General features: G+C 73.3%; 9 protein-coding genes. 3 read left to right on the forward strand and 6 right to left on the reverse strand.

All coding sequences use genetic code 11. The features are described from left to right. Positions 1-5: 5 nt before the first annotated feature. Both ACESM1_RS02570 and ACESM1_RS02575 read right to left on the reverse strand, forming a co-directional pair. Entirely contained in the window at positions 6-1,598 is a 1,593-nt protein-coding gene (locus tag ACESM1_RS02570; RefSeq protein WP_372617445.1) for an ABC transporter substrate-binding protein, read from the reverse strand. Further along, positions 1,595-2,287 (reverse strand): phosphoribosyltransferase, encoded by a 693-nt coding sequence (locus ACESM1_RS02575; protein ID WP_372617447.1) that lies wholly within the window; start codon positions 2,285-2,287, stop codon positions 1,595-1,597. The genes ACESM1_RS02570 and ACESM1_RS02575 overlap by 4 nt, the downstream gene beginning before the upstream one ends. Positions 2,288-2,371: 84 nt before the next feature. On the opposite strand from ACESM1_RS02575, the gene ACESM1_RS02580 reads away from it, so the two are divergent. Both ACESM1_RS02580 and ACESM1_RS02585 read left to right on the forward strand, forming a co-directional pair. Beyond that, entirely contained in the window at positions 2,372-3,547 is a 1,176-nt protein-coding gene (locus ACESM1_RS02580) for a M20 aminoacylase family protein (RefSeq protein ID WP_372617449.1), read from the forward strand. Continuing rightward, the gene (locus ACESM1_RS02585; RefSeq protein WP_372617450.1) at positions 3,544-4,473 is read left to right on the forward strand and encodes a nucleoside hydrolase; all 930 of its coding nucleotides are present in this window, start codon (positions 3,544-3,546) and stop codon (positions 4,471-4,473) included. Before ACESM1_RS02580 ends, ACESM1_RS02585 begins: the two co-directional genes overlap by 4 nt. 15 nt (positions 4,474-4,488) lie before the next feature. Here ACESM1_RS02585 and ACESM1_RS02590 read toward each other — a convergent pair whose 3' ends face one another. The 3 genes from ACESM1_RS02590 to ACESM1_RS02600 all read right to left on the reverse strand — a co-directional run bounded on the left by ACESM1_RS02590 (position 4,489) and on the right by ACESM1_RS02600 (position 9,962). Next, positions 4,489-7,428 carry a response regulator gene (locus ACESM1_RS02590; RefSeq protein ID WP_372617452.1) on the reverse strand — a complete coding sequence of 980 codons (2,940 nt, stop codon included), beginning with the start codon at positions 7,426-7,428 and terminating at the stop codon, positions 4,489-4,491. Beyond that, positions 7,428-8,498, reverse strand: a complete 1,071-nt coding sequence (locus ACESM1_RS02595; RefSeq protein ID WP_372617454.1) for a TRAP transporter substrate-binding protein — start codon at positions 8,496-8,498, stop codon at positions 7,428-7,430. The genes ACESM1_RS02590 and ACESM1_RS02595 overlap by 1 nt, the downstream gene beginning before the upstream one ends. Before the next feature lie 123 nt (positions 8,499-8,621). Beyond that, positions 8,622-9,962, reverse strand: a complete 1,341-nt coding sequence (locus ACESM1_RS02600) for a Coenzyme F420 hydrogenase/dehydrogenase, beta subunit C-terminal domain (RefSeq protein ID WP_372617456.1) — start codon at positions 9,960-9,962, stop codon at positions 8,622-8,624. A 74-nt stretch (positions 9,963-10,036) separates the two neighbouring features. Between ACESM1_RS02600 and ACESM1_RS02605 the strand changes: the two genes are divergently transcribed. Then, positions 10,037-10,471, forward strand: a complete 435-nt coding sequence (locus ACESM1_RS02605) for an OsmC family protein (protein ID WP_372617458.1) — start codon at positions 10,037-10,039, stop codon at positions 10,469-10,471. Between the two features lie 54 nt (positions 10,472-10,525). Here ACESM1_RS02605 and ACESM1_RS02610 read toward each other — a convergent pair whose 3' ends face one another. Continuing rightward, complete coding sequence (locus ACESM1_RS02610; RefSeq protein ID WP_372617459.1) at positions 10,526-12,196, reverse strand: methyl-accepting chemotaxis protein; 1,671 nt, start codon at positions 12,194-12,196, stop codon at positions 10,526-10,528. Between the last annotated feature and the right edge of the window lie 8 nt (positions 12,197-12,204).

The following is a 12,204-nucleotide window of genomic DNA, read 5'->3' on the forward strand; positions in this document are numbered from 1 at the left end:
GCCTCCTAGCGCGCCGCCCGCCCCGCGCTGAAGGCCAGCGTCATCTCGTCCGTGCGCGCCTCATAGGTGAAGCCGCGGCGCATGGCCCAGGTGTTGACCTGGAAGTAGAGCGGGATCAGCGCCGTCTGGTCGCGCAGCGCCATCCGTGTCGCCTGCTGCGTCAGCGCGCGGCGCTGCTCGTTGTCGATGGTGGTGCGCGCGCGCTGGATGATCGCGTCGATCTCCGGGTTGCTGAACCGGCCGCGATTGGCGGTGCCCAGGCCGAGCTGCGGATTCCAGGTGTGGATCTGCGTCTCCAGCATCCCGAGGATCTCCGGGTTCGGCGAGAACCCCGCGAGGTTCACGGAATAGCGCAGCTGCGCCGCCTCGCTGAGCCACACCGAGCGCGTCCGCGTCTCGACATTCGCGGCCAGGCCGAGCCGCGTCCACATCTGGGCGATCGCCTGCACCACCTGCTCGTCATTCGGGTAGCGGTCATTCGGGCCGTTCACCTGCACGGCGAAGCCCTGCGGCAGGCCGGCCTCGGCCAGCAGCCGGCGCGCCTGCTCCAGGTCGAAGGGCGGCGGCGTGAGATCGGGCGAGGTGCCGAAATAGCCCGGCGGGCCGAGATCGCCGGCGGCCAGCGCCTGGCCCTGCATGATCCGGCTGACGATCGCCTCGCGGTTGATCGCCAGCGACAGCGCGCGGCGCACCCGCGCATCGCGCAGCGGGTTGGCGATCGGTTCGCCATTCCTGCCGCGGACATGCGGGCTGTTCTCGCGATCGGAATCGAGGGTGAGGAAGATCAGCCGGTTGGAGGGGCTCTCCGCCACCGTGAAGCGCGCCGCCTCCTGGCGGAAGCGGGCGAAATGGTCGGGCGGCACGATCTCGATCAGGTCCACGTCGCCCGCCTGCAGCGCCGCGACGCGCGCGCCGGCATTGGCGATCGGGCGGAACTCCACGCGCGCGAAGGCCGGCGCGCTGCCGTGGAAGTTCGGGTTGCGCTCCATCACCACCGGGCTGCCCGGCTGCCAGGAGACATGCCGGAACGGCCCGGTGCCCACCATCGCGCGGCCGGCGTTGAAATCCGCCGTCGCCGCGCCCTCCGCATGCTTCTTCGAGACCACCATCACCAGCGCCAGGAAGTTCGGCAGCAGCGGGGTCGGCTGGTGGGTGCGGATGCGGATCATCGTCGGGCTGACCGCCTCCACCGCTGCGATCGGCCGCGTCGCGTAGCGGAAGGAGGATGGCGAGTTCGGCACGTCGCCGGCGCGGCCGATGGTGAAGGCGACATCCTCCGCCGTCACCGGGGAGCCGTCATGGAACCGCGCGCGCGGATCGAGCGTGACCTCCCACGTGGTGTCGTCCACCACGCGCATGGCGGTGGCGATGGCCGGGCGCAAATTCTGCTGGTGGTCCTGCTCCATCAGCGGCTGGAAGTAGTGCCGGGCGAAGGCGATGTTGGTGATCAGGCTGGCGAAATGCGGGTCGAGGCTGGTGGGGCCCGCTTCCACGCCGATGCGCAGGTTGTCCTGCGCCGCCACGCCGGACGGCGTGCCGAGCAGCAGGGCCGGCGCGACGGCGAGGGTGGCGGCGAGCAGCGCGGCGCGGCGTTTCATGCGGCGAGGTCCTTCGGGATCAGCGGGCAGATGTCGTGCGGCGCGGAGCCGGGCATCGGCACCCAGCCCTCCGCGCCGCGGGAGAAAATGGGCGTGGCGAAGACCGCGCGCACCGCGATGTCGTCCGGCCACAGGCGTCGCCAGCGGTCGCCCTGCGCCATGGCGACGAGCAGTGCCACCGGCCGCACCCCCGCCGCCGCCAGCAGCGCCAGCCCGGCGCGCGCCGAGGCGCCGGTGGAGACCACGTCATCCACCAGCAGCACGCGCCTGCCCGCCAGCCGCGGCAGCAGCCGCGGGTCGAGCCACAGCCGGCGCTCCACCGGCGAGGTGATGGACTGCGCGGAAACGCTCAGCCGCTCCTCGTACCAGCGCTTGCGCGACCAGCCGGGCGCGACCCAGTTCGCATGGCCCAGCGCCTCCGCCACCGCCGGCGCGAAGACCTGGCCGAGGCTGGGCAGGCCGACCACCACCTCCGCACCCAGCGGCCGCGCCGCCTCCGCCATCCAGGCCGAGAGGCGGCGGGTGACGGCGAAGCTCGCCTGGTTGGCGATGAAGCCGGCCACCGCCGTCTCGCCGAGGTCGCGCAGCGGCAGCTCGAGCGCGCTGCCATCCGGCATCGCCGCCTCATACGCAGCCTGCCAGGCGGCGCGCGGGGCGCTGCCCGGCCGGAAGGATTGCCAGAACTCCATGATGGCTGCGGCGCGGCTCGGCTGTGTGTGTGCGCCGCAACGTGGCATGCTGCACCCCCCATCCGCAACCGGAGCCTCGCCCCTTTGCCTAGCCCCGAGGACCTCTCGCCGCTGCTGCCGACGATGACCGAATGGCGCCGCGACCTGCACCGCCATCCCGAGCTCGGCTTCCAGGAACACCGCACCGCCGCCTTCGTCGCCGCCAGCCTGCGCGGCTTCGGCATCGAGGTCGCCGAGGGTCTCGCCGGCACCGGCGTGGTCGGCACGCTGCGCGGCCGCCCTGGCAACCGCGCCATCTCGCTGCGCGCCGACATGGACGCGCTGGCGATGACCGAGGCGACTGGCCTGCCCTATGCCAGCGAAGCCCCCGGACGGATGCATGCCTGCGGCCATGACGGCCACACCGCGATGCTGCTCGGCGCCGCGCGATGGCTGGCGGCGAACCGCGAGCGGTTCGCCGGCACCGTGCATCTCGTCTTTCAGCCGGCCGAGGAGTCGCTCGGCGGTGCGCGGGTGATGGCGGAGCAGGGGCTGTTCGCGCGCTTCCCGGTGGATGCGATCTACGGGCTGCACAACCTGCCCGGCCTCCCGCTCGGCACCATCGCCGTGCCGAAGGGGGCGGTGCTTGCCAGTTCCGACACCTGGGAGGTGACCTTCCGCGGTGCCGGCACGCATGGCGCCAAGCCGCATCTCGGCACCGATGCGACGCTGGCCGCGGCCGCCTTCATCACGGCGCTCCAGGCCATCGCGTCACGCGAGGTGGACCCGCTCGGCACCGCGGTGGTCAGCGTCGGCCACATCGCGGCGGGCGATCCGGCAGCGCCGAACGTCATCCCCGCGACGGTGTTCCTCAAGGGCACCGCCCGCGCGCTGGCCGAGGATGTCCGCACCCATGTCGAGACGCGGATCGCGGAGATCGCCCGCGGCATTGCCGCGTTGCACCGCCTCCAGGCAGAGCCGCGCTACATCCGCCGCCTCTCCCCCACCGTGAACCACCCCGCGCAGGCCGCGGTGATGGTGCGTGCCGCGCAAGCCTCCGCGGGCGCCGCCAACGCGCGGGACGACCACCCGCCGATCACCGCCGGCGAGGATTTCTCCGAGTTCCTCGCACGCATCCCCGGCGCCTATGCCTGGCTCGGCACCGGCGCCCCGGCGCACCCCGAGGGCTGGCACCACAACCCGCATTTCGACTTCAACGATGCCGCGCTGATCCACGGCGCCGCCTTCTGGTGCAGCCTGGTCGAGACGGAGCTCGCGTGATCCCGAAGCCCTGCATCATCGATTGCGACCCCGGCACCGACGACGCCATCGCGCTGTGGCTGGCGCTCGCCTCGCCGGAGCTCGACGTTCGGCTGGTCACGGTGGCCGGCGGCAATGTCGGGCTGGCGCGCACCACCGCCAATGCGCGCGCCGTGGTCGGCCTCACCGGCCGTGCCGTGCCGGTGGTGGCCGGTGCCGAGCGCTCGCTGCTCGCCGATTTCCGCGCCGAGCCGGCGGTGCATGGCAGCGACGGCCTCGGCGGCGTGGCGCTGCCCGAAGGCCCGCCGCTCGCCCCCGGCATCGCGGCCGACGCCATCCGCGCCGAGCTGCGGGCCGCGGCGCCGCACAGCGTGACGGTCATCGGCCTCGGCCCCGCCACCAACCTGGCACTCGCCTTCGCCACGGAACCCGCGCTCGCCGACCGCGTGGCGGAAATCGTGCTGATGTCCGGCGCCTGGAGCGAGGGCAACATCACCCCCGCCGCCGAGTTCAACGCCTGGAACGACCCCGAGGCGCTGGCCGTGCTGCTGAACCTCGGGCGGCCCCTGGCGATCGCCACGCTCGACCTCACCGCGCAGGCCTTCGTGACGCCCGACCTGGTGGCGCGCCTCGCGCAGCGCCCTGGCGGCGCCTGCTGGCAGGCAGCGCTGGCGATCCTGCGCGCGCTGCCGGCCTCGAAGCGGTTCGGCCATCGCGGCTTCCCGCTGCACGATCCCTGTGCGGTCGCCTGGGCCATCGCGCCCGGCCTGTTCGGCGCAAGGCCCGCGCATGCCGAGATGGACCTCGCCCCCGGCCCTTCGCGCGGGCGGACGGTGATCGATCGCTGGGGAAGGCTCGGCCGCGCACCGAACCTCACCCTGCTGGAGACGCTCGACGCCCCGGCCTTCTTCGCGCTGCTCGCGGAGCGGGTGGCCGCGCTGCCCTGATCCGCCGCGCCGCCGTCAGGCGGCGGTGCCCTGGGCGGCGAGCGGCTCGGCGGTGCGATGCGCAGGCTGCGCCACCGGTTCCGGCTGCGTCGCCGCCTCCATCGCCGGCAGGGTCTCGGCCGCGATGTCGAGCACGTTGCGCAGCGCCTCCTCGCCCGGCAGGCCGGCATGCAGCATCGCCTGCAGCGCCTCGATCGCGCGGGACAGGCGGCGTGCGCCGAGCGTGCGCGCGGCACCGAGCAGGCGGTGCGCGGCCTGGCGCAGCCGCGCCGCATCCGCCGCGATCCCGGGCGCGGAGAGTGCCGCGACACCCAGGCGCAGTTCGCCGAGGAACTCGCCGATCACCACATCGGCGGTCGGGCCGAGATCGGTCGCCAGGTTGGCAAGCGCGGCGCGGTCCACCAGCGGCGGATCGGCGCCCTCCTCCGCCGCCTGCGTCCCGGCGGCGGCCGCGGCGCCGCCGGCCAGCCGGCTGACCGCGGCCAGCAGCGATTCGCGGTCGATCGGCTTGGCGAGATGCGCATCCATCCCGGCAGCGCGGCAGGCCGCCACCTGCTCCGGCAGCGCGGAGGCGGTGACGGCGAGGATCGGCACGCGCCCGCGCGCGCCGGTAAGCTCGCGGATCCGGCGCGTCGCCTCCAGCCCATCCATGCCGGGCATCTGCACGTCCATCAGGACGATGTCGTATTCCTCGCGCTCCACGGCGGCGAGCGCCTCCGCCCCGTCCGCCGCGGAATCGACCTTGTGCCCGGCCGCGACCAGCATGGCGCGCGCGACCATGCGGTTCGCCGCGACGTCGTCGGCCACCAGCACCCGCAGCGCCCCGCGCGCCGAGGCGCCGGCCTCCGCCGTGGCGGGCGGCGGCAGCGCCGAACGCGCCGGCGCCGGCGGCACCGAAACCTCGCGCAGCGGCAGTTCCACCCAGAACAAGGCGCCGCCGCTGACCTCCTCGGCGCAGCCGATCCGCCCGCCCATCGCCGCGGCGAGCCGCGCCGAGATCGCCAGGCCGAGCCCGGTGCCGATCCCTTCCTGCCCCGGCACCTGCACCAGCTGGGAGAAATCCTCGAACAGCAGGTGGCGCTTTTCCGCCGGGATGCCGGGGCCGCTGTCCTGCACCTCGACCCGGATGCCCTTGCCATCGGCGAGCGGGGCGGCGCGCAGTTCCACCCGGCCCTCCACCGGCGTGAACTTCACCGCGTTGGACAGCAGGTTGAGCAGCATCTGGCGCAGCCGGGTCGCATCCGCCTCCACCGCCTCCGGCGTGCCCGGCGCCACCTCCAGCCGGAAGCGGATGCGCTTGCGCGTCATCTCCGGCACCAGCAGCCCGACGCAGGCATCGAGCAGCGGGCGCAGCGCCAGGTCGCGCGGGTTCAGCTCCAGCTTCCCGGCCTCGATCTTGGAGAGGTCGAGCAGGCCGTTCACCAGCTCCAGCAGGTGCTGCCCGGCCTCGCTCAGCGTCGCCACCTGCTCGCGCTGCTCGGGCGTCAGCCCGGGGTCGCGCAGCAGCACCTGGGCGAAGCCGAGGATGCCGTTCAGCGGCGTGCGCAGCTCATGCGACATGCGGGCGAGGAATTGGCTCTTTGCCTCGCCCGCCGCGCGGGCGGCGTCGCGCGCCGAGGCCAGCTCCTCCATCGCGCGCTTCAACTGGGTGATGTCGGTGCGGATGCCGACGGTGCCGCCATCGGGCGTGGTGCGCTCGGTGATCAGCACCCAGCGGCCATCGGGCAGCAGCCGCTCGATCGGGGGGTTGTTGGCGTGCCGCCAGAAGTCCATGGCGGTGATGAAGGATTCGATGTCCGGCCCGGCCTGCGGATACTGCCCGCGCGCCGCACCCTCGCGCAGGATGTCGTGGAAGCGCGCGCCAGGGCGGATGAACGGCGCCGAGATCGAATAGAATTCCTTGTAGCGCGTGTTGCAGGCGATCAGCCGGTCGTCGGGGCCGAACATCACGAAGCCGTCCGACATGCTCTCCAGCGCGTTCTCCAGCCTGGCGCGCCAGCTTGCCCGCTCCGCCTCCACCTTCTCGCGCTGGCGCAGCGCCAGCAGCAGCGCGACCGCCAGCGCCACCACCAGCGCCGTGAACAGGCCGGAGGCGATCAGCGCGCGGTCACGGTCCAACCGCCAGGCCGCGAGCGCGGCGGCGGTCTCGAGCGTCACGGCGATGGACAGCGTCGGGTAGAGCGTCGGTCGCACCGTGGCGAGCACTGCCTCGCCGTTGAAGCGGCTGAACTTCTCCTCCGACCTGTCGAGCGCGGCGGCAGAGGCGGGCAGCTGGCGGCCGATCCGCGTCTCGTCGTGCGGCACGGAGGCGAGCAGCGTGCCGTCCTCCCGCTCCAGCGTGACGCGCAGCGACGGCGCCTCGCCGCCCACCGCGAGCAGCGTGGCGACCAGCGGCACCGGTACCTCGGCGACGGCGGTCACCGCGCCGAGCGCGGGGATCGTCACCGGCCGCGCGAGGAACAGCGACCACTCGCCGGTCGCCGGGTTGCGCGCCGGGCCGCCGATGGACACGCCGCCGGCATTCGGCCCGGTCTCGAAGAAGGCCGGCCCGAGCGGGATCGGCAGCGGACGGCGCCGCGAGACGGCGAGCGAGGTGGTCCAGGGCGTCCCGTCCGGCTTCACCAGCAGCACGTCGCGGACGTTGAAGTTCTGGTTGTTCAGCTCCCGCAGCACCCGCGCCGCGCCGGCCTGGTCGAACTGGCCTTCGCGCGAGTAGGGCATGAGCATAGCGGGCAGCCCCGCCAGCATCGCGTCCACCTGCACGAAGTTGCGGTTGATCGAGGCCTCGACGGCGCGGCCGATGCGGTCGGCGGTGTCCTGCGCCGCCCACAGGGATGCTTCGTACGACCGCTTCAGCAGCAGCCCGGTCGCGACGCCCTGCGCCCCAAGCACCAGGATGATGGCGGCAAGGACGGCGAGGCGGAGCCGTCTGGTGACCTGGGCCGGATCCTTCATCAATCCGCCTCGGCGCGGATGCCGAACAGCGGTGCAAGGCGCGTGTTCCAGGCTTCGGCGCAGTCCGGGCCGCAGCGGCCGACCCAGCGCGGCAGCACCACCTCGGTCAGCAGGCGGCGGCGGCGCTCGTCGTCGGCGGCGCTGACCGGCACGATGGTCATGTTGCCGCGCCGCGCGAGGCTGCAGTCCGGGCGGCCGGCATTGCAGGCCAATCCCTCGCCGGTCTCGCGGTCGGCGGCGTTCCAGATCGCTTCCTCCAGCTGCCGCACCCCCGCGCGCATCTGCGCCTGCACCTCGGCCGGCAGCGCCGCGAAGGCCGCGCCATTGGCGCCGAAGATCGAGAGGCCCCAGCTCAGCGCCATCGCATGCACATGCGTCGTCACCTCATAGAGACCGATGGCGTGGCCCGAGAGCGTGCCGGTGATGGCGCATTCCACCACGCCGGTGCGGAACGCCGAGACGATCTGCGCGAAGGGCGTCACCACCGGCGTGCCGCCGAGCGCCTGCACCACCTCCGACTGCCCGACCGCCGAGGTGCGCACCCGCCGCCCGGCCAGGTCGGCAAGGCCCGCGAAGGGCCGGTTGCAGAACACCACCTGCGCCGGATAGGTGTAGACCCCGAGCAGTTCGATGCCGTAACGCTCGCGCAGCACCTCCTCAAGATGCGGGCGGAAGGCGCCGACGGTGCGGCGCAGCGTGGCCATGTCCGGCGACACCGCCGAGAGATCCACGGCGTTGAACTCCGGCTCCTCGGTGGCGGCGAGGCTCAGGATGGCGGTGCCGAAGGGCACCACGCCGAGCCGCATGAGCTGCAGCATCTCCTGCCCGCGGATGCCGCTGCGGTCGAAGGGCGCGATCTCGGCCACCACGCGGCCGCCGGTGAGTTGGCCGATGCGGTCGCGCCAGAACGGCTCCTCGAACCGGACGTACTGGCTGACATCGGCGAGGCCGCCGATCACCTTGATCCGGATCTGCTGGCCGTCCGCCGCGGCCGGCCGCGCAACGGGAAGCGCAGCGAGCAACCCCAGCGCGAGCGCAGCGAGGATCTTCCGCGACAAGTCCACGAGCATGGGCCACTCCAGCAGGCAAGGACATCGCGCACGATGCCGGACCGGCGCCGCGCTTATGCTCCTGGATACCCTTTTAGCAAGATTTAACCGCCCTGCGGCAACCGTTCCGCGAGGGCCGCCCGCTCATACCGCCCTTCGCGGCGGATTTGGCCCTGCCCGCGGCGGGGTGGGTTGTGCCGGGCCGTCGCCCCGCTGCCCGCCCCCGGGCCGCGGCGACTCGCCCGGATGCGCCGCCAGGCCATAGGGGGCGACCAGCGCCCAGAGATGCGGCGGCACCATGCTGCGCAGCCGGCGCGGCGCCTTGTGCCGCAGGAACAGCACCGTCTCCACCGCCTTCATCTCCACCCGCGCGCGGGCGAATTCCAGGCCGCGCGGGCCGATCCGCGGCATCAGCCAGCCGACCAGGGGGCGGAGGAAGCCGGGCATGCGCCGCAACGGCAGCCCGCCCGCCGCCCGCGCGGTATTGGCCAGGAACCCCTTCACCGCCCCCTGCCGCTTCCCTGCCGAGGCGGGTGCGGACAGCGCCATCTCCGGCTCGATCAGCGCCAGCAGCTCCTCGCCACGCCCGTTGCGCACGGTCAGCCACTGCGCGCCGGTGCCGCCCATGTAGCCGACGGTGATGTCCGCCAGCACGTTGGTGTAATCGACGCAGGTGCGGCAGGTCAGCGGGAAGAAATCCGCCGGCAGCCGGCTGATCGGCAGCTGCAGGAAGGGGATCTCCCGCACGCGGCCATCGGCGTGGCGGATCTCCACGTGGTAGTCGGCGCGGAACTCCAGGTAGGTGATCGAGGCCGGGTCGGGGTCCAGCAGGTCCAGGAACCGGTGGAACATCTCGGTGGTCGTGTTGTCGGAACACGGCGTGCCGATGACGTAGAGCCGGTCCAGCCCCAGCTCCGCCTCGATGGCGCGCAGCGCATGCACCTGGCAGGGGATGCCGATCACCGCCAGGCGCTTGTGGCCGGCGCGCGCGGCGGGCTCCAGCAGCGCGAGCAACGGCGCGAAGCCCATCTTCATGCCCCGGCAGGCGGCCATGTCCTCGGCGCGGGTGACCAGCACCGGCACCGGCTTCCAGCGATCCTCCTTGTCGGCGGCCATGGCCAGCACGGCATCCACCGCGCCGGTCTCCAGCAGCCGCTCGCCGAGCCGCGTCGCGATGCCGGTCCATTGCGCGCCCTCGCGCGGCGCGGTCAGCGCGGCGCGGAACATCCGGCGGAAGGGCCCGAAATGCAGCTCGTCCGGCCTTGCGGGGTCGCGCGCGCGGCCGTGCACCTGGCGTTCCAGCGCCTCGTAATCCGGGCGGAGGAACTGGCAGGCGCGACCGCAGGCCTTGGCGAGCGCGGTGCGCGACAGCCCGCAATCGGTGCAGAGCGCCCGGGGGGCCGCTTCCGCCAGCGGCGGCGCCCAGGGGCCGGACGCTGATTGGCCGCCGGCGGGTGGCGTGACGGACACGAGATCGTGGGGCATCGCCGGCGAGGCTAGAGGCGGCGCCGCCGGCCTGTCACGCTTTCCCTTCGGACAGGCAGACAGGGAGAACCGCCATGGCGACGATTCGGCGCGAGGGCTCGGCCCGCTGGCAGGGCGCGGGCAAGGACGGCAAGGGCATGCTGACCACACCCTCCGGCACGCTGCGCGACACGCCCTATTCATTCCACACTCGGTTCGAGGACGGGCAGGGCACCAACCCGGAGGAGCTGATCGCCGCCGCCCATGCCGGCTGCTTCTCCATGGCGCTGGCCTTCCAGCTCACCGGCGCCGGCCACCCGCCGCAGGAGCTGGCGACCACGGCGAAGCTCTCGATGGAAAAGGAGGAAGGCGGCTGGAAGATCGCCGCCATCGTCCTGCAGCTGCGCGCCAGGGTGCCCGGGATCGAGCGGGCGAAGTTCGAGGAACTGGCGCAGGCCGCCAAGGCCGGCTGCCCGGTCAGCAAGGTGCTGAAGGCGGAGATCACGCTGGAGGCGGTGCTGGAGGGCTGAGCCCCCGGCACCTGCCCCCCGGCGCCAGCCCCCGCTACGCGGCGCGCATCTGCGTCAGGAAGCGGTCCACCTGGAGGCGCAGCGTCTCGGCGCCGCGGACTGCACCTGACTGGCCGCGGCGCCGGAGCTGGCGGCCGCCTCGTTCACGTCGCCGATCGTGGTGGACACCGCGTTGGTGCCGGCCGAGGCCTGCTGGACGTTGCGCGCGATCTCCGCCGTGGCGGCGCCCTGTTCCTCGACCGCCGCCGCGATGGCGGTGGCGATCTCGTTCAGCCGGCCGATCACGCTGCCCATGGAGTCGATCGCCGTCGCCACGCGCGCCGTCTCGGACTGTACCGCCTGAACCTGGCTGGCGATGTCTTCGGTCGCCTTGCCGGTCTGCGCGGCGAGGCTCTTCACCTCGCTCGCCACCACGGCGAAGCCCTTGCCGGCCTCGCCGGCGCGCGCCGCCTCGATGGTGGCGTTCAGCGCCAGCAGGTTGGTCTGGCCGGCGATGGCATTGATCAGCTGCACCACCTCGCCGATCCGCTGCGACTTCTCCACCAGCGACTGCACCGTGGCGCCGGTGCGCCCGGCCTCGGCGACCGCTTCCTCGGCCATGCGGCTGCTGGTTGCCATCTGGCGGGTGATCTCGGCCACCGAGGCGGCGAGTTCCTCGGCGGCGGCGGCGACGGTCTGGACATTGGCGCTGGCCTGCGTCGCGGCCTCCTTCACCGTTGCCGCCTGCTGGGCGGTGTCGCGGGCGCCTTCGGCCATGCCGCTGGCGGTCGCTTCCATCTCGGTGGCCGCGCTCGCCACCGTCTTGACCACGCTGCCGGCCTCCGCCTCGAACTGCGCGGCCATGGCCAGGCGGGCGTCACGCGCGGCGGTGGCGGCGGCGGCGGCCGCCCGCTTCGCCTCCTCCTCCAGCGCGCGGGAGGCGACGATGCCGTCGCGGAAGCTGGCCATCGCTGCGGCGATGTCGCCGATCTCGTCCTTGCGTCCCTCGCCGGGGATGGCGCTGGCGGTGTCGCCCGCCGCGAGGCTGCGCAAGCGGTCCACGCTCGCGCCGAGCGGGCGGGCGATGGCGCGCAGGCCGAGCAGCCAGGTGAACAGGCCGGCCAGAGCCAGGCCTGCCGCGGCGAGGGAGAGCGTGACCGTGGCCATCGCCTCGGCATCGGCCACCGCCTCCGCGTCCCTGGCGTGGGCGATACCCCTTGCGACGGTTCCGAGGTTGGACAGCGCCGTGCGCAGCGCAGCGAGCGACGCCTCGGTCTCGGCGCTGGCCGCGACCAGGGCCTGGCGGCGCGCCTCGCTCCAGTCATTCGCCGCTTCGGCGGCGGCGGCGACCGCGATCACCGCATCCACCCGGCGGATGAACTCGGCATGGTGTGGCCGGACCAGGGCCAGGGTGGCGCTTCGGCGCGGGCCGCCGAGCTGCTCGATCTCGCCCAGCCACTCGGTGATGGCGGCGCGAATCTCCGCCGTCCGGCTACGGATCGCGGCGAGGGTGGCGGCGGAGAAATCGGCGCGGAGTTCATAGGGAACCAGCGCCAGCGCCAGCACCTGCTGATGGGTCCGCGCGGCGAGTTCCACCGCCTCGTTCGCCTCGGCGGCAACGCTCACGGCCTGCGTCAGGTGGTTCGACTTGTAGGAAACGATCGCCGCCGTGAGGACCATCAGGACGCTGAGCGCTCCCGCCATGAGCAGCAACTTCGCGGTGATGCGGATATTGTTCAGCAGCATTTTCGCTA

Origin of the sequence: Falsiroseomonas sp. (assembly GCF_041690465.1) — a bacterium.
Taxonomy (GTDB): Bacteria; Pseudomonadota; Alphaproteobacteria; order Acetobacterales; family Acetobacteraceae; genus Falsiroseomonas.